We start from the raw sequence: 25874 nt of genomic DNA on the forward strand, positions 1-25874 counted from the left end.
CCCAGTGATCGAAAAATTTCAAGAACATATTAAAAATAAATTTCCTCAAATTTCACCTGCTTTAGGAAATGATTTAAGCACTAGAATTTTAATAGCATGTAGTGGAGGTGTTGATAGTGTATTATTAGCTCATTTATTACATCGATTAGAATTTGACATTGCTATTGCACACTGTAATTTTAGCTTACGCGGAAATGAGAGCGACGAAGATGCTGCATTTGTTGAAAATTTCGCAAATAAATTAAACGTACCATTTTATACCGAAACTTTTGATACAAAATCATTTGCAAAAGATAATGCACTATCAACCCAAGTAGCCGCAAGAGAATTGCGCTATAGCTGGTTTTTCGAACTTATAGAAACATTTAACTACAGTTTTGTTGCTACAGGACACCATGCAGATGATAACCTCGAAACATTCTTAATTAACCTTTCAAGAAGTACAGGCTTAAGAGGATTAACAGGAATTCCAGAAATTAATGAAAAGATAATTCGTCCATTATTGCCTTTTTCAAGACAGGAAATTTTGAATTATGCAAAAAAGGAACAACTATTTTGGAGAGAAGATAGTAGTAATAAAAAGACAGATTATCTACGTAACAAAATTCGCCTTGAAGTAATTCCATCCTATAAAGAAACAAATAAAACCTTACTTAAAAATTTTAAAAAAACACAAGAGCATCTTCAAGAGAGCCAATTGCTCATTGATGATTATATGGCTCTAGTCTTTAACTTGGTTGTTGATGAAATGGAGGAGGGATATGCTATTAAAATTGATAAATTAGAACAGCTCCCTAATAATAAAGCATTGCTATATGAATTATTACACCCTTTTGGATTTACAGATTTTAAGGCTATTGTAAAATTGAATAAAGCACAGTCTGGAAAAGCTATATTTTCAAATACACATCGTCTTTTAAAGGACAGAACGATGTTTATTTTGTCTAAAATGGATCAAAAAGCAGAAATTTCCGAAGTTTTTATTAAAAAAAACACAAAAAGTATTAGTCAACCAATACCACTAAGTTTTATGCCTAGTGAAATTATGGGAAATATTGATGCCACTAGTATATACGTAGATGCAAAATTGTTGCACTATCCTTTGTCTTTGAGAAAGTGGCTAGAGGGCGATGTTTTTAAGCCATTTGGGATGAAAGGAAATAAGAAATTGAGTAAATTTTTTAAAGATGAAAAGCTATCTTTGACTGAGAAAGAGAAAATTTGGTTACTTGAAAGTGACAAAAAAATCGTTTGGATTATTGGCCTGAGAGCTGATGATAGATTTAGAGTGACAGACCAGACCAAAGAGATATTAAAGATTACAACACATTAACAAACTATGAAACATTTATTTGCTACACTTTTAATTTTCTTATTTGCTGCGACAGGATTTTCACAAGTTTTAGAACCTGTTAAATGGACTTCAGAAATTGAAAAAACAGGTGAAGACACATATACGCTAAGTTACATTGCCGAAATTGAAGATAATTGGCATTTATATGATCAGCAAGAACATGAGGATGGTCCTATTCCTACTACGTTTTCATATCTTGATAATGAAGATAAAATAGAATTGATTGGTAAGGCTACAGAAAGTGAATCGCACACTAGTTTTGATAAAGTATTTAATCTTGAGCTTACTTATTTTGACCATAGTGCAACCTTTAAACAAAAAATAAAAGTTCTAGATCCTAATTTATCCTCTTTTATAGGAGAAGTGAGTTTTCAATCTTGTGACGATGAAAAATGTATTTTCGATTTTAGAGAATTAGAATTTGTATTGCCAGGTAAAAGTGCTAGTAATGCAGACAAAGTTGATGCAGGTTCTGATGATGACGAAGATGCTATAGTTTCAAGTGATAGTGATGATGGAGATAAAGGACTTTGGACTATTTTTATAGTAGCATTCTTCTCTGGTTTTGCTGCTTTATTGACTCCTTGTGTATTTCCAATGATACCAATGACGGTCAGTTTTTTTACAAAACAAAGTAAAACAAAAGCCGCAGGAATTAGAAATGCAATTATATATGGTTTATCCATCATTGTAATTTATGTGCTTTTAGGAATTTTTGTGAGTTTAGTATTTGGTGCAGATGCTTTAAATGCATTATCTACAAATGTGTGGTTCAACCTTATATTCTTTGTTTTGTTAATAGTTTTTGCTGCGTCTTTCTTAGGAGCTTTTGAGATTATGTTACCCAATTCTTGGGCTAATAAAGTTGATAAACAAGCAGACAGAGGTGGTTTAATAGGTATCTTTTTTATGGCACTTGCTTTAGCCATTGTGTCTTTTTCTTGTACCGGTCCTATAGTAGGAACGTTGCTAGTTGAAGCCGCAGCTGGAGGAAGCCAAATAGGACCTATTGTAGGAATGTTAGGTTTTGCATTAGCGATAGCATTACCATTTGCATTATTTGCTGCTTTCCCTGGATGGTTAAATTCTTTACCAAAAAGTGGTGGATGGTTAAACACTGTAAAAGTGGTGTTAGGATTTTTAGAATTAGCATTAGCTTTTAAGTTTTTGTCAAATGCAGATTTGGTCTTACAATTACACTGGTTAGAAAGAGAGGTATTCCTTGCAATCTGGATAGCTATTTTTGGAGCTTTAGCTTTTTATTTACTAGGAAAAATAAGATTGCCACATGATTCGCCAGTGGCGCACATTAGCGTTGGGAGACTTATGTTAGCATTATTAGTCTTGTCATTTACGGTATATATGATTCCGGGGTTATGGGGAGCGCCACTTAAATTAATTAGTGGTTTCCCACCAGCAGCACATTATAGCGAATCTCCATATGGTGTAGGTTTTTCTAAGTTGGGTGGTGGAAGTGCTGCAGTACAAGGCGATATACCTGACGGGGCAAAACTTTTAGCTCCTCATGACATACTTTCATTCACTGATTATGATAAAGGAGTGGCTTACGCTAAAGAAGTAGGTAAACCAATTATGATAGATTTTACAGGACACGCATGTGTAAATTGTAGGAAAATGGAAGAAAATGTTTGGCCTAACGGTAATATACTTTCAATTTTAAAGAATGACGTAGTCTTGATATCATTGTATGTTGATGAAAAGAAAGAATTACCAGAAAGTGAGAAGTATACAAGTAAAGAGACAGGTAAAAAGGTGAGAACAGTAGGTAATAAGTGGAGTGATTTACAAATTATAAATTACAAAGCAAATGCACAACCTTATTACGTGCTCATGGATCACGATGAAGAAAACCTTATTAAACCAGTAGGATACACACCAGATGCAGAGGATTATGAAAAATGGTTGAAAACTGGAATATCAAAATTTGGGGCAAAATAAATCACATTTGGTTAGGGTAAAAAAATAGAGCGTTACAGTGTAACGCTCTTAACAAACCTAACTTAGTAAATTTTTTATTGTAATTGTATGTTTTTTATCCCCACAAAAAACATATTCTATACATATTCACTAATTCATACAACAAATTTAATGATTAGTGTTGTTTAATACCATACGTGTTTCCACGTATATTTTAATCTACATATCTGATTATCTTAACAATAAATTAGTAGTCACATTTGAGAATTCCTTTTTTATTCATTGTAATTTTACATAAACTTTAAGGTAATCTTTATGAAATTCTATTTGTTTTGCAGTATTGCTATATTAATCTCAGGTTGTAGTAACGCCCAAAAACACATTCAAAATATTGAAAAGCAAATTTCTTCTTCTGAAATTTCACAAACAAAAATCTATAATTTTGATATAATTGAAAATGAATCTGTCACAGGTAAACTTCACCGTTTTGATTCTTTTGCCTCAAATTTTATCATTCCGCGTACCGTTGATGTTTGGTTACCAGAAAATTACTCTGCCAATAAAAAGTACGCAGTCCTTTATATGAATGATGGGCAGGATTTATTTGATCCATTAGTTAATAAACGCAAGCCAGAAATCGAAATAGACGAAACAATTACTCGTTTAGTTTCAGAAGAAAAAATAAAAGATGCAATCGTAGTTGGTATTTATAATATCCCTAATGAACGTAGTGAAGATTATTTTCCTCAAAAACCTATTGATTTGTTACCCGTAAAAACTAAGGATTCATTATTGCGCCTGGTGAGAGCTTTTAATAAATCGTTTAATTTTAATAGTGATGACTACCTAAAATTTTTAACTCAAGAACTTAAACCATATATAGACGCTAATTATAGCACAGCCACAGATGTTACCAATACTTATATCGCTGGAGCAAGTATGGGTGGTTTAATTTCTATGTACGCCGTATGTGAATATCCTCAAATTTTTGGTGGTGCCATTGGGATGAGTACACATTGGGTAGGAGCAGTACCAAGTGATGGTAACCCTATTCCGCCAGCATTTTTTAATTACATGCGAAAAAATTTACCACCTCCAGATACGCATAAATTCTATTTTTCATTTGGAACAAAGGGGTTGGATATGTTTTACACACAATACGAAGATGAGGTAAACAATGTATTTAATGAACGTGGGTATACTACAAACAATGTATTCCGAAATATTAAAACCGAAGGCGGTAACCATAATGTCCCATCATGGCAAGAGCGCTTTCCTGAAGCTGTCCAGATGATGATAGGAAAATAGTAGTAATCTATTATTTAAAGTAAACAAAAATGTATCACAAATAATGTTATCTACATTCTTTGACGATACTTTTTTTATTCTTATTTCTGAAATATTAAAATTTAAAATGAAAATTTTAAACAAAAGTATTTTAGTAACATAAACTAATTGTATGTCACTATTTTTGAACTTATATTTATGCTATGAATAAAACAACTATAAAAAGAATAGGGGTACTAACTAGTGGTGGTGATGCACCAGGAATGAATGCAGCCATTAGAGCCGTAGTTCGTTCATCTGTTTATCACACTATTGAATGTGTAGGAATTTTTAGAGGATATGAAGGATTGATTGAAGGAGACTTTGAGGCTCTTAATGCTCGTAGTGTTAAAAATATAATCAATAGAGGTGGCACTTTTTTAAAATCGGCACGCTCAGAAGAATTTCGAACAAAAGAAGGCAGACAAAAAGCATACAATAATTTAAAGAAAGCCGAAATTGATGCCTTAGTAACCATAGGTGGTGATGGTACTTTTAATGGCGCTATTGTTTTTAATGAGGAGTTTGATTTCCCTATTGTAGGACTTCCAGGAACAATAGATAATGATATTAATGGAACAGACTATACCATAGGCTATGATACGGCATTAAACACTGTGGTTGAGGCAATAGATAAAATAAGAGATACAGCAAACTCGCATAATCGTTTATTTCTTGTTGAAGTAATGGGGAGAGATGCGGGAGATATTGCACTAAATGCAGGGATAGGTGCAGGGGCAGAGGAAATACTTATTCCCGAACAAGATATGGGACGAGATAGATTAGTCGAATCTTTGAAACGAAGTAAAAAGTCTGGTAAATCCTCAAGTATTGTTGTAGTTTCGGAAGGTGATCAGATAGGTAAAAACATTTTAGGACTTGCAGATTACATAAGAGAAAACCTTAAAGAGTATGAATGTAAAGTAACAGTTTTAGGTCATATTCAACGAGGAGGCGCACCAAGCTGTTATGATAGAGTTTTAGCCAGTAGGCTGGGAGTAGGAGCGGTGGATGCTTTACTTAATGGAGAGAGGGCTGTTATGATAGGTATTGTCCACAATAAGATTGTTTCAGTTAATTTTAAAGAATCTTTAAAAGGATCAAATAAGATAGATGAGGATTTAATTAGAGTGGCAGATATAATTTCTATTTAGACACAATTTATTCCGAATTTAAAATTTAAAAATTAATTTATTGTTGTTTTAAAATTTCCGCAGCATTTAGAAAAAAAATATATGATTACTAAAATAGGGATTAACGGCTTTGGTCGCATAGGTAGAATAGCTTTTAGAATTGCATCACAAAACCCAGCAATCAAGGTTGTAGCTGTAAATGATCTGTTAGATGTTGAACATTTAGCATATTTATTAGAGTATGATTCGGTTCACGGTAAATACCCGGGAATAATTAAAGTTAAAGATGGCAATTTAATAGTGGATGGAAATTCGATTAGAGTTTCAGGAGAGAAAAATCCAGAAAATTTAGCATGGGGTGAAGTAGGTGCTACAATTGTATTAGATTGTACAGGTATTTTTAAAACGATAGATACTGCTAATGCTCATATTAAAGCTGGCGCAAAAAAGGTAGTTATTTCTGCTCCTTCAAAAGATGCGCCCATGTTTGTTATGGGAGTAAATCATAAAGATTTAAAAGCTACAGATACTATTATATCAAATGCCTCTTGCACTACAAATTGTCTAGCGCCTTTAGCAAAAATTATAGATGATGCTTATGGTATTGTTGAAGGATTAATGACAACAGTACACTCATTAACGGCAACCCAATCAACCGTCGATCAACCTTCAAAGAAAAATTATCGTTTAGGAAGAAGTGGTGTAAATAATATAATACCTACATCAACAGGAGCAGCTGTTGCTGTAACAAAAGTAATCCCTGCGCTTGAGGGAAAATTAACAGGAATGGCCTTTAGAGTTCCCACTGTTGATGTGTCTGTCGTCGATTTAACGGTGCGCACTAAAAAATCAACTAGCTTAGAAGATATCAAAAAATTATTTAAAGACGCTGCAAATGGACCTTATAAAGGGATTGTTGCATATACAGATGAGCAAGTAGTATCTCAAGATTTTGTAAGCGATCCACATACATGTACATTTGATGCAGATGCCGCAATTGCACTTAATGATAACTTTTTTAAGTTGATTGCATGGTACGACAATGAATATGGGTATTCTGCAAAATTGATTGAACTTTCACTATATGCGGCAAGTTTATAAATAATTAAATCGCTAATTATCTAACTGGCTAAAATTCCTTTAATAAAGAATAATGATACTTATTACAGACGGAGGATCTACAAAATGTGACTGGATTTTACTTAATACAGTGGGTGAAGTTATATTGAAAACACAAACTCTGGGGCTTAATCCAGCAGTTATTCCAGAGCAGGAATTATACCAACGAATTTCAGAAAGTAAAGATTTAAAACCGCTATTTAAAACTAATATACAATTAGATTTTTATGGAGCAGGTTGTGGTACAAAAACACCTGTATCAATCTTAAAAAAAGTATTAAAATCCATTTTTATTGAGGCCTCAATAATTATTAGGGAAGACACTGTGGCTGCCGTTAACGCTATCACTAATAAACCTGGAATAGTTTGTATTCTAGGTACAGGTAGCAATAGCTGTTATTTTGATGGAGAAAAAGTACACTCTGGAGTAGTATCTTTAGGATACTCATTGATGGATGAGGCGAGTGGAAACTATTTTGGTAAACGATTAATACGAGATTATTTTTATAAAAAAATGCCAAGTGTCTTAGCACAACAATTTGAACAAAGTTTTAACCTTGATGCAGACGAAATTAAGATAAACCTCTACAAAAAACCAAACCCCAATATGTACTTAGCTTCTTTTGCGGAGTTTATTTTTAATAATGACAGATTAGAAAACACCGTTGAAATAAATGGTTATTTTTACAAATTAATTAGTGAAGGAATTCTCAACTTTATCGATAATCATATACTTTGTTTTAAACAAGCACAACATGTCCCCATTCATTTTATAGGCAGTATTGCCCATTTTAGTGAGGATATAATTAGAGATTGTATGCAACCATATCAATTAGAACTGGGGAATATAATAAGAAGACCCATTGATGGTTTAATTGAATATTATAAAAAAAATAAATTCGTTTAGTACAGTATTAGCTACCATTAAAAACAACTATGTTCCCAAAAATAAATCCTACCACTACAAAAGCATGGCAAAAGCTAGCAAAGCATTTTGAAAAAGTCAATGATGTTGAAATGCAAGATTTATTTACTTCGGAAATGAATCGAACTGAAAAATATAGTATTCAATGGAACAACTTTTTACTTGATTACTCTAAAAACCGAATGACTTCGGAAACGTTAGAACTCTTGTTAGAACTCGCAGATGAAGTAAAACTAAAAGAAGCCATTGAGGCTCAATTTACTGGCAAATTAATAAACGAAACCGAAAATAGAGCAGTATTACACACAGCATTAAGAGATATTAACAATCTAAAACCTGATGTAAAAGCTACATTGTCTCAAATGGAGCACTTTTCAGAAAAAATAATTAGTGGTTCTTGGAAAGGCTATACAGGTAGAGCAATAACAAATATTGTAAATATAGGAATTGGCGGAAGTGATTTAGGTCCAGCAATGGCAACTGAGGCATTATCCTTCTATAAAAACCATTTAAAAACACACTATATTTCAAATATTGACGGGGATCATGTAATGGAAACCCTTAAAAATCTAGATAGAGAAACCACACTAATTATTATAGTTTCAAAATCATTTACAACACAAGATACGTTGACAAATGCACAAACTGTGCGTAGCTGGTTCTTAGAAAAAGCGTTAGAGTCAGATATTGAAAAACACTTTGTGGCGGTATCTACAAATCTTGAAGAAGTTTCAAGTTTTGGAATTTCAGAAGAGAATACATTTACTTTGTGGAATTGGGTTGGTGGTCGATTTTCACTTTGGAGTGCAGTAGGCCTTTCTACCTGTTGCGCTATTGGTTATTCAAATTTTGAGCAATTATTAAATGGAGCAAATGAAATGGATAACCATTTTAGAGAAGCACCATTCTCTGAGAATATTCCGGTTATATTAGCATTATTATCCGTATGGTATAATAATTTTTTTCAAGCAGAAACTGAGGCGGTCATACCATATACTCAATACCTTTCAAAATTTGTCAACTTCTTACAACAAGCAGTAATGGAGAGTAATGGAAAGTCTGTAGATAGAAATGGTAATTTTGTAAATTATCAAACTGGAACAGTAATTTGGGGTAGCACTGGCGTTAATGCACAACATGCTTTTTTTCAATTAATACATCAAGGCACAAAATTAATTCCTTGCGATTTTATTGCTTTTAAAGAGGCTCTCTACGGAAATGAGGAACATCAAAGAAAATTACTAGCAAATTTTCATGCTCAGACAGATGCTTTATTAATGGGAACTAAAGGAACAGAAGTAGAAAACAACTTTAAATCATTTAGTGGAAATAGACCCACAAACTCTCTCTTTATTAAAAAGCTAACACCACAGTCATTAGGATCTTTAATAGCTATATATGAACATAAACTATTTGTTCAAGGTATCATCTGGAATATTTTTAGTTATGACCAAATAGGAGTGGAACTTGGAAAAAAATTAGCACTTAAGAGGCTTAATTCATAGTAACTTATTGCATGTTTATTAATAATTATTTGTTTTTCTTAAATAATTTCTCTCAAAATAGGTTTTTAAAACCTGAATAGTGTTAAAAATGGGCTGTTTTCATATGATTAAGGAAGTTATGACAAATAAAATCAACAGTTTTTTATTAAATTAGCAATCTTAAATTATAATTATAAAAAATATATGAAAAAGTCTACATTTTTATCAGGAGTTGTGCTTCTCGCTGGTATGGCAACAGCAATGGCTCAAACACCTGCTGAACGTCAAGAAATTGCTGCTAAGTATAATCAAACAGCTTTAACTCAATTAGAAGCTGAGTTGGCAAATGATTTTGAAGAACGACAACAAAAAGCAATGGTAGCAGCCGCTGCAAATGGTTGGGATATAGAAATTAGTTTACCTGATGGTGGTAATGCTTTGTTAGTAGGCTTGTACCCAGATGGGAGTCCTATGTATTATTCGACAGACAATCGTGAAGGTGGAATTACAACACGTACAGACCGTGTACATACTGGAGGTGCTGCTGGGTTAGATCTTAATGGTGAAAATATGTTAGGTGGAATTTGGGATGGAGGAAGAGTTCGTTCTACACATAATATATTAAATGATAGAGTAACTCAAATGGATAATCCAGCAAGTTTGAGTAATCACTCAACACACGTTTCTGGTACTATGATTGGAAATGGAGATCTATTTGCCGGACAAGTAAAAGGGATGGCTCATGTAGCTTCTTTAATAGCTTATGATTTTAATAGTGACGAACCAGAAATGACAGCTGAAGCTGGTAACGGGCTTTTAGTTTCTAATCATAGCTATGGAATTCGCGCAGATAATGGACCTTTATGGTACATTGGGTATTATGACAATAATGCTAGAAATATTGATCGTATTATATATAATGCACCTTACTATTTACCTATATGTTCAGCTGGTAATGATAGACAGTCTGGAGGTAATAATGGAGATGGTGGATATGATTATTTGACAGATAAAAGTTTAGCTAAAAATAATATTGTAGTAGCAGCTGTAAATGAAGTTCTTAATTATACTGGGCCTAATAGTGTAGTTATGTCTAGCTTTAGTAGCTGGGGACCACCAGATGATGGTCGTATCAAGCCAGATATTTCAGCAAAAGGAGTTAATATGACTTCTTCTGGTTCTGGTTCAAATTCTGCATTTAGCACATTAAATGGTACTTCAATGGCTACTCCTAATGTCTCTGGAAGTGCTATGTTATTACAACAACACTATAATGATATAAATGGGGAGTTTATGAAAGCTTCTACATTACGTGCACTTATTCTAAGTACTGCTGATGAAGCTGGAACAGCTCCAGGACCAGATTATAGATTTGGTTGGGGATTGATGAATACTGAGCGTGCTGCAAATGTTATTACTAATAATGGAAACACGTCAATGATAGCAGAGGCTTCTATGCAATCTAATAGAGCTTATACAGTTTCTTTTACTGCCGACGGTTCAAATGATGTTTTTGTTGCTGTAGCTTGGACAGATCCAGAAGGTAATTTACTTCCATCAGGTAATAACGATGTAAATACGCCTAGCTTAATTAACGATCTTGATGCAGTTATTTCTCAAGATGGAACTTCAAACACATTTTCACCATGGATATTAGATGGTTCAAACTTCCAATCTTCAGCAACAACTGGAGTAAATAATGTTGATAATATTGAAATTATTCAATTTACACCTCCTGCTGCTGGAGTATATACCTTAACAGTTAATCATAAAGGTGATTTTTTAGTAGGTGAGAATCAAGATTTTGCTGTTGTTATTGATGGAATTTCTAATCAAGACTTTTCAGTATCTACTGAAGATGCAAACATTGTTAAATGTGCAGCAGAGATGACTGTAGATTTCAACATAGATGTAGAGTTTGATGCTGGAGTAACAGAAACTGTTAATTTTACTGTAAATGGAGTTCCTGCTGGAGTAACTGGTACATTAACACCAAGCTCACTTTCTAGTAGCGGAACTGTTGTTTTAAATTTAGATGATATTACTGGATTGGCAGTAGGTGATTATACTATGGAAATAGTAGGAACTGGGACTTCACAAACGACTAGTACATTTGTAACATTAGAAATTACTGACATGTCATTCATTACAGTTGTTGAATTAGATTTTCCACCTAATAATGCAGGAAATAGACCAGTGGACATTACATTAGAATGGGATGCTGCTGCAGGTGATGTTGATGAATATTTTTATGAAGTAGCTAAAGATGAGGTTTTTACAGATATAGTAGAGTCAGCTTCAACACCAGATTTATTCGTAGAAATTACAGGGCTTGAATTTGAAACAGAATATTTTTGGAGAGTTAGGGGTGCAAATATTTGTGGAGAAGGTGAATTTTCAGATGTAAGAAAGTTTACTACCATGATTGAACTTGGTTTAGGAGATAATAATATCGATGGGTTACAGCTATACCCTAATCCTACATCTAATTTATTGACAATCTCAGCGGCTGTTCAAATAAACACTGTAGAAATTTATTCAGTATTAGGTGAGCAAATTAAAGTTGTTACATTGGATGGAAATTCAACAACATTTGATATTTCTTCATTAGCATCAGGAACTTATTTTGTGAAAATCACATCACAAAATACAAGTGCTGTAAAGCAGATTATTAAAAAGTAATTTATAATCGTATCATACTTTAAATGGCTGTCCAATGGACAGCCATTTTTTTATTGTATATTGGACAATAATAAACTCCCCAGGCATTCTAATCATGGAGTATGCTTACAAAAATTTATGGTAGTGCCGTTTTTGGTGTTGAGGCTACCACAATTACCGTTGAAGTAAATGTTGATAATGGCGTGGGCTACCACCTTGTAGGATTGCCAGATAATGCAATAAAAGAGAGTAATTACCGTATTGCTGCAGCATTACAAAACAACGGTTATAAAATACCAGGAAAAAAACTGATTCTTAATATGTCCCCAGCAGATTTGCGGAAGGAAGGCTCTGCTTATGATTTAACATTAGCGATGGGAATACTTGTTGCCACGGGGCAAATTAAAGAGCAACACCCTCTAAAAGATTATATAATAATGGGCGAACTTTCTCTCGACGGAAATTTACAGCCCATAAAAGGAGCGCTACCCATTGCCATTAAAGCCAAAGAAGAAGGTTTTAAAGGTTTCATACTTCCTAAACAAAATGCTAAAGAAGCAGCAATCGTTGAAGGACTAGAAGTTTATGCAATTGAAAATATAAGCCAAGTTATCGATTTTTTTAATGCTGAAATTCCACTTGAACAAACAATCGTTGACCTCGAAGCTGAATTCTATGAACACCTATCAGACCCTGAGTTTGATTTTGCAGACGTAAAAGGTCAAGAGTCAATAAAACGTTGTATGGAAATAGCAGCTGCAGGTGGTCATAATATAATTTTAATTGGTCCGCCAGGAAGCGGTAAAACAATGCTTGCAAAAAGGCTACCTAGTATTCTTCCGCCTATGACACTTCAAGAATCATTGGAGACAACAAAAATACATAGTGTTGCAGGGCGCACCCTGCAAAAAGCAGGAATTATGACATCGAGACCATTTAGAAGTCCGCATCATACAATTAGCGATGTAGCGCTAGTTGGCGGAGGACAATACCCACAACCGGGGGAAATATCATTAGCACATAATGGCGTACTATTTTTAGATGAACTTCCAGAATTTAAAAGAGGTGTATTAGAAGTAATGCGTCAACCATTAGAAGATAGAGATGTCACTATTTCTAGAGCTCGCTTTACAGTTACTTATCCAGCAAGTTTTATGCTCGTAGCAAGTATGAATCCTAGCCCAGGGGGTTACTTTAATGACCCAGATGCACCAGTAACATCTTCACCTGCAGAGATGCAACGATATTTAAGTAAAATTTCAGGACCCCTGTTAGATAGAATAGATATTCATATTGAAGTAACTCCCGTACCATTTGAAAAATTAAGTGACGAGCGTAAAGGAGAGCCAAGTACAACTATAAGAGAGCGCGTAACAAATGCTCGCAAAATACAAGTTGCTCGATTTGCAAGTTTTGAGAATATACATTACAATGCTCAAATGGGTGTCAAACAAATTAGAGCTTATTGCAAGTTAGATGATGCCTCTTTGCAATTATTAAAAACAGCAATGGAGCGATTAAACCTTTCTGCGCGTGCTTATGACAGAATTTTAAAAGTAGCAAGAACCATTGCAGATTTAGAAAATGTTGAAAAAATTAATGGGACTCACATAGGTGAAGCGATTCAATATCGTTCATTAGATAGAGATGGGTGGTTTGGGTAATTTAATTAGCTATCTACATTAATACAGGATACAATATTAAGTTTAATATAGTTAATCAAAATTTCCGTTAATTAATTTAAGCCTTTTTAGTATTTTTATATAATATATAATTAGTAAAGATTGGTTTTGTTTAAATAAATTTTTGTTTTCAGAAATTAATATTTCCGAAGAAACTTTAAAAATCATTCTTTTATATTTTAAAGGTATTCGTGTTTTTAACTTAATAATTAAACAAGTCAACGAATAGATTTTGATTGTATGCTAATATATCGTTAATTAAATGCTCTTAAGATACTGTTAATCAATAATAAGAGCGTTTTAAGCAACTAACTCAACTAACATGGCAGACTACCAACTCATAGACTCTTTAAAACAAACTTTGCATATTGCTCAAGCATTAGCAAAGGAGTATGCGCACGAAAAATATGGCGCAGCCCATTTACTTAAAGCCCTATTGCATAAAGAAATTGGGATGATGAAATTCATAGATGCCATGGGGCAAGATGCATATTATGTTGAAGAGTGGGCTGAAGTGAGATTAGAAACCATGCCCAAAACAGCAAAAGTACCAGAAGCCCCTGCGGGAGACGCATCTGTTGAGGCAGTACTTTATGAAGCAGATAATATTAAATTAAAATTAGGTCTAGACACTGTTAATGAACAATGCGTGTTAATTTCAATTTGTACTCCAGGAGTTGGTTTTTCTTACGACCAGCTCAAAACATTTCCATTGACTCCTAAAGAGATTTTTGATTTCCTCGGAAACGAAACAACCTCAAACCCTTCGACAGGCAATGCTCCCACTTCTAGCGGAACCGTTGCAAGTGGAGCTGTGAGTACTGGCGAAACATTAAAGAAATATTGCATAGACAAAACCCTTGCAGCACAAAATGAATCTATAGAAAACATTTCTGGTCGAGATGCCGAAATAAAAATGATTACTGAAATTCTAGGAAGACGTTCAAAACCTAATGTGCTTATTCTAGGCGACCCGGGAGTTGGGAAAACAGTGATGATGAATGGACTTTCTTACGCATCAATAAGTGATTCGATGCCAGGACACTTGCAAGACACAAAGGTTTTTGAATTAGATTTTATCAATTTGGTATCAGGTGCTGGATACAAGGGTGAGATTGAAGATAGACTTCAAAAGGTATTTAATGAAATCAAAAAATTTGCTAAGCCTATTTTATTGATAGATGAGCTAAAGAATTTAACTGATAAAAATTCAGGCAATCAAGGGCTCGTTAATATACTTAAATCTGAATTGAAAAAAGGAGAAGTGACAGTTATTGCTACAGCAACAAATGACGCTTTTAGAAAACATATTGAAGTAGACGAAGGCCTTGCACGGCAATTTGAAATAGTTAGAATTAGCGAGCCAAGTGAGACTGAAGCTCACAGGATGATTGCAAATTCTATGTCATATTTTACGGATCATCATCAACTAGATATTGATGAAGACTCTATTTCCGAAGCAATTAGACTTGCTAAACGTTACAATAAGGAGCGTAGTTTACCGGATTCTGCTCTTGATTTGATTGACAGAACAATGTCTGCCGCTAAATATATGGTAGAGACTTCTATTCCAGAAATTGAAAAACTTGCTGGTAGACTTGATACATTAAAAAATGAAAAAATTGAAGAAGCAAAACTTTTAGCAGAGCAGTCGTGGATGTACACGCAAATGAAAGATAAATTAAGTTATCTACTATTCGACGAGCTAGGTGAAGAAGACAGCTTTGAACAAATTAGTAAGTCCAAAGAAGGATTTAAAACATTAGGAAACATTTTAAAAAATTTAAAAACGATAGCAAGTAAAGAGAAGAAAAGTATTAATAAAAATGATATTGCCTCAACAATAGCTAATAAAACGGGCATTCCAACAGGTAAATTACAATCTGACGAAAAAGAAAGATTGTTAAATATGGAAGAAGTTTTAAAACAACGTGTTATAGGGCAGGACCATGCATGTAAAACAATAACTGAAGCAGTATTAGAATCACGTTCAGGATTAAGTAAACCAGGCTTACCCATAGGTTCATTTTTCTTTTCTGGACCTACGGGTACTGGAAAAACTGAATTAGCAAAAGCGCTTGCCGAATTTTTATTTCAGGATGAAACTTCAATTATCCGCTTTGATATGTCAGAATTCAAGGAAGAGCACTCCGCAGCATTATTGTATGGGGCGCCTCCAGGATATGTGGGTTACGAAGAAGGTGGTTTATTAGTAAATAAAATAAGACAAAAGCCATATTCTATTGTACTTTTTGATGAAATAGAGAAAGCACACCCTTCAGTTTTTGATATATTTCTTCAAATTCTTGATGAAGGAAAACTACACGATAGATTAGGTAAAGAAGGCGATTTTAGTAATGCAGTTATATTATTTACTTCAAATATAGGGAGTCAACATGTAGTAGAGACATTTGCCAAAGGTGAAATTCCAAAGTCAAGTGATCTTTTAGAAATTATGGGAAATCATTTTAGGCCAGAATTTTTAGGTAGATTAACTGAGATTATCCCTTTTTCACCAATTACTAAAGAGAATGTAGAAAAAATATTTAAAATTCAATTAAAAGATTTATACAAAGCATTAGCAAAACAAGAAATTAGTCTTCAAATAAGTGATAAAGCCTCTGAAGTTCTTGCTTTAAAAGGATTTACTCCTAAATATGGAGCAAGACCACTAAGAGGAGTTATACGTAGTGATTTAAGGTCACCACTTTCAAAAATGATAATTTCTGGCGATATTGCTAAAGGAACAAATATTAAGCTCGATATTGATAAAAAAGGCGAGTTAAAATGGAATATAAAATAAAAACTAACACAATAATTAATTAACTAAACTATACATGTTATGAGCGATACATATGGAATAGGTGGAACGGAAGTGAAAACAGATGCTAATGAAGCATTTGCCGAAATACCTCAAAATAGAACCCTATTAGTCGAGAAATTGACCAATGATCCAGCAATTAAGCCTGTTGTTCAAAAAGGATTAAAAACTGTTGAAGAGGTATTTGACCACTATAAACCAGAAGTAGAGGTGGAGTTTGAGGATACAGATGGTGTGGGAAAAAAAGAAATGCTTCGTTTTGCAAACTTAGGTGATTATGGTGCAAAAGGAATTACAAGGCAGAGTAAGTTTTTAAAAGATCTAGATACTGAGAAAGATCAATATATTAAAGTTGTAAAGCAACTTAAAACAAATAAGATTTTAAAAACAGCATTAGATAATCCAGAGTCAAAACAAGCGTTACTAGATTCAATTCGCGCATTATTAACTGAAATAGAAGAAAACAAATAACATGGCAGCACAAGAACAACAGCAGTTTTCCCCAGTAGAAAATCCAGCACAGTTTTTAAAAGAAAGTAGTGATAAACTTGTAAAGTTTGGAGGTTTTGACCTTTTAGAAGCATCTATTGAAGGGGTTCAAAATATGAATCCAGAACGTAAGGCAAGAAAACGTATTTTCTTAACAGAAATGGCTAAGAAAGACGAACGTGAAACACTTAAGAAAACACTAGAAATATGGTCAAAAGTATTATCTGGTAGTGATGAAATTTCAGAAATGGTTGAAGGCTCAGAAAAAGCAGCAGCAGATGCTCATCAATCATTGAATAAAAACTTAGGAATAGCAGTTAATGCAACTAGAGATTTAGAACGCTCTTATAGATCTGTAGCTTTATTTTATAAAAATTGTGAGTCTGATAAGTTGAAAAATATTTCAATTGTAAATGCAGAACTAGATCAAATGAAGGATTTAGATAATACTCGTTTTATTGATGCAATTTCAGAAGAACTTGTAGGTGCTTATGATAGACTTGACCTTAGAGAAAATTATGGTCTACTTGTTATTCCTGGTTATTTAGGATCTAATAAAGTTGTAGAAAAATGGGCGAAAATTGCTCATGAAAATAAAGTAATGCTCGTTACAGATTTTGAACATCTTGATGAACCAGATGATGTTATGGAAATGTTTGAAGCTGCTAACTTAACAGGCGGGGATAAATATCGTTCAAATGTTATGATGGCATGTAACTGGCTTGTGGGCCGTGGAAAACATGATGAAGTAGGAGAGGAAGAAGATCTTTTTGTGCCTCCATCTGCTGCCTTAGCAGGTAAAGTATATAGCACTTTAATGTCTCAAGTTACTGCTGGTAAAAAGTTTGGTGGATTAAACGAAGTAGATGGAGTTAGATTTGATTTAAAAAAGAGTGACATTGCCCAACTTGAAAAAATGGGACTTGTACCTATGGTTAATGAATATGGTAAAGTAATGGCATTCTCTGCTAAAACCTTATTTAATGGTGATAATTTAGGGCTACAAACATACTCTGTAGTTCGTGTATTTGATTATGTAACTAAAGTGTTGATGGATTTCTTAAATCGTCGCGCCTTTGAAAACTTCAATGCGAGAACTCGTAAAGAATTAATGGGGCAAATTGTAAAGTTTTTAGATGGTATTACAGGACCAGATAAGTTGATTGAAGATTTCTCTATAAAGCGTTTTGAGCAAGATCCCAATCAAAAGGATAGGATTCATTTAGATATCCATATGACGCCTTATTTTCCAGCTAAGAACTTCATGATAAAAATGGACGGACAAAAAGGAGATGATGGAACTCAATGGGATTCAGATTACGAACAACAATAATATAAGTGCCAACCAGAAATTAAAGACAGTCTTTTTAGGCTGTCTTTTTTCTTTTAATCAATCTAAATCCTATTACTAATAATAGTACACCAATAATAATATGCCAAGTATATTTTTGAATGAACCCTTTATTAGCACTCAATACAGCATAGGGATTGTCTTTTTGATAAATAACCGTTATAGTGTCTCCAGGATCTTTTAGAGAGCCTATAAATGGAAGACCAACTAATTGTACTTGACTAGAAATCGTTTTTCCACTTTCTGTTACATAATCAATTTTTGCCATTGAATAGGTATTTCGTCCAGATGTTTTTGTCTCAATGGAAGTAATCTTAGCTTCTGTTTTTATGCCATTTTCTATTGGTTGTTGTGTAGTTGAAAGAAGTGTAAGAATATAAAAAAATAGAATTTTCATTGTAATAAGATTAGCTGTTAATTCGATTATTTAAAGTTACTATTTTTCATTGTGAACAATTTATAAAATAGATGTTAATGTAATAGTTTGTGTTTCAATAATAATTATTTATTCAACGTCCCAGGTTTTCTTACTATTGGCACCATACTTTTCTAAAGGCGTACCTAAATAATCTGTAATTATAGAAAAGGTTCCACCATCTACAATTTTCGCTGCAGGCTTAAAGGTTCCCTCATCAAAAACCCATGTCGTTAAATTATCTAAAGGTTCTGGGGCTTCTTTTTCTAGGGTAACTTCTTTGTTGACGACGAGTTTAGGTCTATTGTCTACGTCGTAATTTATTTATTACTTAAATTGTAATAGGCCATTAGCAAAATTTCAAAGAACGAATTAAATTATAATGTTCTAATAACCTAAATCCGCTAAAGGAAATTTTCCTGAAACGATTTTTACATAAGTTTTGTATTCCAAAGGTAATTTTTCGTTGAATAATATATCTTTAGCAGGATCGACATTTTTGTTGAATTTTTTACAGAGCAAAAGGCGCTCATTGAGGTTTGGATATATTTCAACACTAGTTAGCTCATACTCGTTTAAATACCCGTCAATATTCTTTGTAAAGTTACTTTTGGAAATTTTATCTTTTTGTGATTGGCTTAAAGTAAATGAATCCAAGTTAAGAATGTTCTTATCTATTAATTTAGCACCATTTTCTCCCAATGAAATATACTCTATTTCATCAGGTGTATTTTCCCATACTTTAATCATTCTACTACTTGAATCTTCTTTTAACCACAATTTAGGTATATTATAATCAATTAATGGTTCTATGCTTAGTGTTTCTAATTCCGATTTTTTTAAAAATTGCTTTGTCACAGCATGGAAAAACAGAATATTTTCTTCTTTTAATTCTATATCATTAAATAAATTAGCATTTTCAGAATGATTGTAGAATATTATATATGGGCTTTTAATCATTTGTGCTAATACGTACAAATCATATTTTAATCCTATTTTTAATACCTTATTTTATTTCCAAGTTATTCTACTCATATTAATTACATCCTTTTAAATAGTTATTTTTGGCTTTTTCATATTTGCCTTTCTTTTTGTAATTTTTTCCTACAGGGTTCTGTTTGTTAGCTACATTATCTTTTCCGAATTTGTTAACATCTTCTTCGTAATAATGTTGTTCAAGTCCTCTTGCGGTATTTTTTCCATCTTTTCCCGATAAAACTTCATCATTTACAGAGGTTGGCGCAGTTCCTCCAAAGTCGTCAAAATTTCCATTATACCTCCTAGAAATTATTTCATCTGGAGTGAGATTTGCCGAACTAGGTGCACTGGCATAACCAGTATAGGGTTTTCCTCCTTTGGTACCTCTATATGTAACATGATACTTTCCTGTTCCTGTACTTACATTGTTCCATCCATAAGGGTCATATTGAGAATTTATATCTTCTACATAAGAGTAGAAGTTCATTTCTTCTGATTGTAATCTAATAGGATCTTAGCTCAGATACACCCCTTCCTCGGCAGCATAATACCTAAACCTATTATAATACAAGCCAGTCTCATCATCCTCATACTGCCCTTGATACCTAAAAGCACAGTCTAACGCATGACCAATAACTTGCTTACGTATCTTACCGTAGATGTCATACTCAACCTCCCAGGTCTTTTTTCCGTTTGCATCATATCCCGCTTAAAATAGCGGGACAGGTTATTTCCACATGCGTACCCAAGTAATCTGTAAAAATAGAGTAGGTGTTGCCATCTACAATTTTTGCTTTCAGGATATCCATAGAAAATTATCACCAAATGTCTAGAAAATCTGGTCGTAATAGGCTACAATTCAAAATACCACTCTAAAAAAGAATTAAATGTTTCCCATTTCACTTCGATAATTCCATTCTGGTAATTGGTTAATTTTTCCCCTAATTCCAACTCAATAACACTCCCATTTTCTCTATCATAAAAGTAACCTGCGCCACCTTCGAAACTATCTAGCGGGATTAAACTTTTGGGTAACTTTAGAGCATCGTGTGTTCTGTTTAAATCTAATTGATAATCTGAGTTTAAAATAAACCAACAAATTTGATAAATTTTTTTCTGACGGCTATAGAAAGTTGGTGCATCCTCCACATGAAGATAAAATTTTGCAAAATCAGATTCTAAATTAATTTTTAATTCTTTTAGGGCATTTGTATATTCTTCGGTATAGTCCTCGTACCACCAGCCTTTGCTCTGACAGAATGTTTTAATTTTATTCGATATCATTTTCTAGTCTATCAAATAATTCTTTTGCTCATTAAGTTTCTTCCATTTTTTTTATGAATCTCTAAACCCGTTATCGCTATTAGTCTGAATAATCTTTCTGAAGAAATAATGCTTTCTAAATCTTGGTTTAAAGTATCTATCAAATCAAAAGTTTATTTTTTAAACATGAATCTTTTTTATTATGGATTATGCGGCAAAATGCGAATTTTTTTCCTCTATCGCTATAATTATCTTTTTTAAAACTAACATTGTCCATTTCATTTGCGATAAAAATACTGATTGCAAAAATTTACTCATTTAAATTTTTTTAAACTTTTCATTAAATAATTAAACTATACATCCTGAACTTTTTTATCTCTCCAAAATTGAATGATTTTCTTAATTTGAATGTCACCCTTAGGAGAATATGGTGGAAATCTCTCTCCTTCTTGCTGCTGTTCAAATTCGCCTAGGATATTGATTGTTTTTAAATTTGACTTGTCTCCATAGGCATATTTAATTTCACTTGCGTCTTTACAGACAAATATCTCGTTTTCATGCTTCTCTATTTTCCATTCTCCTTCATCTTTTAATTTGAAAAGAGAATAAGAATCTATAATTTGTGGATACATTAGACGATTTTGTTTAATAGCTTTTGTATAATCAATTCTTGAATTACTGAAATAATCGAATATTTCTACAGCATGACCTATGCTAACTTTAGCTAAAGTTCTTCCGAATGCAATTTCTTTTTCGTTTAACCTTAGACTAAAAACATCACCTACATTTAACTCTTGCTTTTTAATCATATTAATTACATTTTAATGTTTTAGCTTTCTTTTTTCTATTTGACTCAAAATTATTTTGTCGTGCTCGAACTCTAGTTTTATTATTTGAATCGAAAGAGTTTATTTTATTGCCTCTGTTTTTTTGTGATATATCTTTCCCAACAGTCCCAGTTTTAGTCTCATAATGATCCATATATGCCTGTTCAAACCCTCTAGCTTCACCGTATTTAATGTTTTCATGTAATGGCACTAATGCGGTAGTGCCATTTTTTGTAAGTCGTCCGCTATTTTTATGTTGTGATCTACGCGTATCAACATCATTTGTAATTCCAATGTAATAGGGCTTATCAGATAGTATGTCTTCACCAAAATCATCAGTTCCAACAACATCATAGAGGCCGTAGACATTATGTCCGGTAGAATTATGATGAAAAAGTCCAAATATATCTATAAGACTATTGGTATTTTCTACATAGGAGTAAAGATTAAATTGTCCTGAATACAGCCCAATAGGATCCTGACTCAAATAAACCCCTTCCTCAGCAGTATAATATCTATGTCTATTATAATACAACCCTGTCTCCACATCCTCATACTGCCCTTGATACCTAAAAGGACAATCATTAGAATGACCTATACTTTGTTCTCTAATCTTCCCGTAGATGTCATACTCAACCTCCCAAGTCTTTTTCCCGTTTGCATCATACATTTCTACAGGCGTACCTAAATAATCTGTAATTATAGAAAAGGTTTTACCATCTACAATTTTCGCTGCAGGCTTAAAGGTTCCCTCGTCAAAAACCCATGTCGTTAAATTATCTAAAGGTTCTGGGACTTCTTTTTCTAAGATGCCTTCTTCATTGACGACTAGTTTAGGTCTATTGTCTAAGTAATACTTCCACTCATGCAACGGCACATTCCCATTCCATACAAAGCGCGTAATCAGGCTCTCCTTGTGGGTCATTTTTGGGAGTACAATCTTTGCTGTGCGTCTGCCCAGTGCGTCATATTCAAAAGCAACACGAGTGCCGTCTGGCTTATTCACTTGTTGTAACATGCCATTGCCTTGCCATGTATAGTTCCAATCGCCCTTGGGTGTTTGTTTTGTAATTAAGTTTCCTTCCTCGTCGTATTTGTAGTTGTTCCCGTTGGCGCTCAATAATTTTCCACCCGCTCCGTAAGTGCGGTCTTGCTGGTCGCGGCTTCTGTATAGATTACCCACTTCATCAGGGAGTTTATAATCAAATTGTTTGTCCTCATACCGTGCGCTGGCAAGATTACCCACACTATCATGGGTATAATTCACGGTGCCATTGGAAAGCTCATTGGTCATCGTGCGTAGCTGGTCATTGGCATTCCAGCGATAACTCCTGTGGCGGTGCTCTCTATGAACGCCCGTTACTCTTTGTGCAATAGGCCTTCCTGCGGTATCGTAGCGAAACGTACTTCTCACGTTCCCCGGCAATACGCGTTCTACTTCTTGTCCTATGCTATTATATTTAAAAGAGGCTTTCCATGAAGTTTCTTCTGCTACGGTAGCTTCGGTTTGGGTTACAAAGCCGTAATCGTTGCGATCGAGATTTATTTTTGCTCCCAGCGAACTCTGTATCCCTATTTTATTTCCTTGTGGGTCAAACGTGCTTTCTACTGTATATCCGTCCTGTTCTTCGGCGATGATATTGCCGCCACCATCTCGTAGTAATGTTACGTTTGTAGACTGGTTGACAGCTTCAATAAGTTGGCCGTCTGCATTATAGCTGTAGGTTTCCCACGTGCCGTCACTGTGTTCGGTACGGGTAATTTGCCCATTGGCATTGTATTCTTGCTCTGTAAACCTGCCTCCGGGACGTAAGGTTTTTATTACTTTACCCTCTGCATCACGCTTGTATTCTCTGCGCAGTCCATCAAATCCTGTTTCATTGATAACCTCACCTTTTTTATTGCGACCAAAAATATACAACTCCTCATGTTCATTCTCTATGGCAACTAATTGTTCTTCGGTGTTGTATTTAAATTTTACCGTAGTACCATTTTCTTCTCGTAGTTTTAAACTTCCTAGCGGGGTATATTCAAAATGGACTTCGTTTTTCTTCGCATCTACGAGTTCTGTTACTTCATCATAGGCATTGTATGCTAATGCTACTATATTATTATCTGGTAACAGTATTTTAGTCACTCTATCCAGCGCGTCATAACTAAATTGCTCAATATGGTTTTCAGCATTTATTTTTTGAATCACATTCCCCCAAGCATCATAAACCCACGTAGCAACACCATCGTTAGGGAAGGTTACTTTAGTTAGATTATGAGCTGGAGTGTATTCTAAAAAAGTACTATTTCCAGCGCTATCAGTGATGCTGGCAATCAATCCATTTTCGTTGTATTTATAAGTTGTTGTGCTACCATTAGTATTCACGGTTGCAAAAACTTTATGCTCTTTATAAACTTTTGCAGTCTTTACACCTTCGGGTGAAATTGATGCTATAAGTCTATCTTCTTCATCATATATAAAGGTGTAAGCATTTCCATCTGGCTGTATAATACTCTTTAAATTTCCGAAGTCATCATACGTATATCCTGTAATATCTCCTTGCTCGTCAATATCACGATAAGGTTCCATAAACTCCGTGTACTCATGAAAAATATGGTTTCCTTCTGCATCTGTCACTTGCGTACAAAGATTATTAGAGTCAAAATAATAAATTGTTTGATTACCTAGGGAGTCTGTCACCAGGTTTTGTCCCTTACCATATACAATTGTACCTGCTAAAATACCACCATCACCCCAAGTGCGTGTGCATTTTGCACCCGTAGTTTTACCGTCGTATTCCCAATAAAAAGCTTGCCCATTGCGGTCAGTCTTTTTAACCATTAAATGATTTATATATTCCATCACAGTGGTTTTACCCATTGCATCTGTAATACCCGTGAGATCACCCTCTTTATTGTAGGTGTATTCAATCAAGTCTTTGTGCGCTCCATCATGGATTGCCGTAATCTTGATTGCTCGTCCTTCGTTGTCTGTTTTAATATTTATTCTTCTCCCAGCAGTATCGATAATCTGCTCTAAGTTGTTGGCAGCATCATAGAAGAACATGTTAGCTAGTCCGTCTTTATTTTTTGTAGCCGAAATTTTAAAACTTGAACCTGTTGCCTTTGAAAAAACATCGATTAGGCCTGTAGTGTGATTTTCAATTTCGTATGTATTTACATCAATGCAGGTAAGCGTTAATTTTTCTTGGCGCAGATAAAAAGAATCTCCCTCAGCAATAAGATAGGGAAAGCTTGTTACGCGGCCATCTGGCAATCTCAATACAATAGCGTGGTCTGCTTCTTCTACATGAAGTGCCGTATCATAATTACAATGAAAACCATGCCCCATTAATCCTTGATACGAAGAATCTGAATACCAGTTGCGCTCCCATGAAATTGGGATAACACCGGGAATAAAAAAGTCTTCTCCGTCATAGACCATACGTCCCGTTACAAGGTCCACAGGCTCAAAGCCCATTTTACATAGCTTTTTACTTAGCCCTTGTGTAGCAGGGAATTTTTTTAAAACTAAATGGTTTAATTTTTTTAATCCTTTACCAGCTGCTTTCATTACAGCACCCATTCCAAAGGACATCGCTAGTGCCATTAATGCGCCCATAAGGTCTGGAACATAGGGTCCACCAACTATTACTGGAGGTCCAGCGGGTATAGGAACAGTAGCAGAAGTAGGGAGGTACATTCCTGGTTTTGGTTTCATTTTTTTACCTGGAGCAGCAGTTAATGGCATTCCTACATCATTACATGACATTACCATAAAACCAGATGCACTAAGATAAGAACCATCTGCATTTACTCTATTACTACCAAAAAAGTTTGCAGAGTCATGACCTATAGTTGCCGCCATCATAAAGGGCCCTCCCATAGGAATATGGACTTTTGATCCTAGCATTCCTGCGGTTCCACTATTTCCTCTTGGTTTTTTATTTACCATCACTGTGGCTCCTATCACTGGAACATAATCCATAGGGTCCAGAATCATCCCCACAAATGGATGCGGCAGAGGAGTGGGTATAGGTCCGGCTGGCGAGGGAATCATCACAATGTGAATATCTACGCCTAATACTGGATCTAGATGTTTATTTGATGGCATCAT

At 34.2% G+C, this 25874-nt stretch carries 19 protein-coding genes; 12 read left to right on the forward strand and 7 right to left on the reverse strand.

Features of this window, described 5'->3' with window-relative positions; translation table 11 throughout:
- Positions 1-4: 4 nt before the first annotated feature.
- The 12 genes from tilS to GB234_RS08315 all read left to right on the forward strand — a co-directional run bounded on the left by tilS (position 5) and on the right by GB234_RS08315 (position 18265).
- Positions 5-1333, forward strand: coding sequence for a tRNA lysidine(34) synthetase TilS (tilS, locus tag GB234_RS08260; RefSeq protein ID WP_151894073.1), 1329 nt, complete (start codon positions 5-7; stop codon positions 1331-1333).
- A 6-nt stretch (positions 1334-1339) separates the two neighbouring features.
- Positions 1340-3313 (forward strand): protein-disulfide reductase DsbD family protein, encoded by a 1974-nt coding sequence (locus tag GB234_RS08265; protein WP_151894074.1) that lies wholly within the window; start codon positions 1340-1342, stop codon positions 3311-3313.
- A 294-nt stretch (positions 3314-3607) separates the two neighbouring features.
- Complete coding sequence (locus tag GB234_RS08270) at positions 3608-4600, forward strand: alpha/beta hydrolase (protein WP_151894075.1); 993 nt, start codon at positions 3608-3610, stop codon at positions 4598-4600.
- Between the two features lie 182 nt (positions 4601-4782).
- Positions 4783-5772: a 6-phosphofructokinase gene (gene pfkA / locus GB234_RS08275; RefSeq protein WP_151894076.1), complete on the forward strand. Its 990-nt coding sequence runs from the start codon at positions 4783-4785 to the stop codon at positions 5770-5772.
- An 81-nt stretch (positions 5773-5853) separates the two neighbouring features.
- Positions 5854-6852: a type I glyceraldehyde-3-phosphate dehydrogenase gene (gap, locus tag GB234_RS08280; RefSeq protein ID WP_172966865.1), complete on the forward strand. Its 999-nt coding sequence runs from the start codon at positions 5854-5856 to the stop codon at positions 6850-6852.
- Positions 6853-6904: 52 nt separating this feature from the next.
- A complete protein-coding gene (locus GB234_RS08285) occupies positions 6905-7777 on the forward strand; it encodes an N-acetylglucosamine kinase (protein WP_151894077.1) in 873 nt (290 codons plus the stop codon).
- Between the two features lie 29 nt (positions 7778-7806).
- On the forward strand, positions 7807-9300 hold the full coding sequence (gene pgi / locus GB234_RS08290) for a glucose-6-phosphate isomerase (protein ID WP_151894078.1): 1494 nt from the start codon (positions 7807-7809) through the stop codon (positions 9298-9300).
- Positions 9301-9483: 183 nt separating this feature from the next.
- Complete coding sequence (locus GB234_RS08295; protein WP_151894079.1) at positions 9484-11961, forward strand: S8 family serine peptidase; 2478 nt, start codon at positions 9484-9486, stop codon at positions 11959-11961.
- Positions 11962-12062: 101 nt separating this feature from the next.
- Positions 12063-13604: a YifB family Mg chelatase-like AAA ATPase gene (locus tag GB234_RS08300; RefSeq protein WP_151894080.1), complete on the forward strand. Its 1542-nt coding sequence runs from the start codon at positions 12063-12065 to the stop codon at positions 13602-13604.
- Between the two features lie 340 nt (positions 13605-13944).
- Complete coding sequence (locus GB234_RS08305; protein ID WP_151894081.1) at positions 13945-16425, forward strand: ATP-dependent Clp protease ATP-binding subunit; 2481 nt, start codon at positions 13945-13947, stop codon at positions 16423-16425.
- A gap of 39 nt (positions 16426-16464) precedes the next feature.
- Positions 16465-16914 carry a hypothetical protein gene (locus tag GB234_RS08310; RefSeq protein WP_151894082.1) on the forward strand — a complete coding sequence of 150 codons (450 nt, stop codon included), beginning with the start codon at positions 16465-16467 and terminating at the stop codon, positions 16912-16914.
- A gap of 1 nt (position 16915) precedes the next feature.
- Positions 16916-18265 (forward strand): DUF5458 family protein, encoded by a 1350-nt coding sequence (locus GB234_RS08315; protein WP_151894083.1) that lies wholly within the window; start codon positions 16916-16918, stop codon positions 18263-18265.
- Positions 18266-18299: 34 nt separating this feature from the next.
- On the opposite strand, the gene GB234_RS08320 is transcribed toward GB234_RS08315, so the two are convergent.
- The 7 genes from GB234_RS08320 to GB234_RS08350 all read right to left on the reverse strand — a co-directional run bounded on the left by GB234_RS08320 (position 18300) and on the right by GB234_RS08350 (position 25874).
- The gene (locus tag GB234_RS08320; protein WP_151894084.1) at positions 18300-18680 is read right to left on the reverse strand and encodes a DUF3592 domain-containing protein; all 381 of its coding nucleotides are present in this window, start codon (positions 18678-18680) and stop codon (positions 18300-18302) included.
- A gap of 405 nt (positions 18681-19085) precedes the next feature.
- Positions 19086-19694, reverse strand: a complete 609-nt coding sequence (locus GB234_RS08325; protein ID WP_503826537.1) for a DUF8309 domain-containing protein — start codon at positions 19692-19694, stop codon at positions 19086-19088.
- 40 nt (positions 19695-19734) lie between these two features.
- Entirely contained in the window at positions 19735-20163 is a 429-nt protein-coding gene (locus tag GB234_RS08330; protein WP_151894086.1) for a hypothetical protein, read from the reverse strand.
- Between the two features lie 27 nt (positions 20164-20190).
- Positions 20191-20337: an RHS repeat-associated core domain-containing protein gene (locus GB234_RS15355; protein ID WP_151894171.1), complete on the reverse strand. Its 147-nt coding sequence runs from the start codon at positions 20335-20337 to the stop codon at positions 20191-20193.
- 191 nt (positions 20338-20528) lie between these two features.
- Positions 20529-20960 carry a hypothetical protein gene (locus tag GB234_RS08340; protein ID WP_151894087.1) on the reverse strand — a complete coding sequence of 144 codons (432 nt, stop codon included), beginning with the start codon at positions 20958-20960 and terminating at the stop codon, positions 20529-20531.
- A 332-nt stretch (positions 20961-21292) separates the two neighbouring features.
- Entirely contained in the window at positions 21293-21748 is a 456-nt protein-coding gene (locus tag GB234_RS08345; RefSeq protein ID WP_151894088.1) for an Imm26 family immunity protein, read from the reverse strand.
- Between the two features lies 1 nt (position 21749).
- A complete protein-coding gene (locus tag GB234_RS08350; protein ID WP_151894089.1) occupies positions 21750-25874 on the reverse strand; it encodes a DUF6531 domain-containing protein in 4125 nt (1374 codons plus the stop codon).

The organism is Patiriisocius marinistellae, from assembly GCF_009014635.1.
Classification (GTDB): Bacteria; Bacteroidota; Bacteroidia; order Flavobacteriales; family Flavobacteriaceae; genus Patiriisocius; species Patiriisocius marinistellae.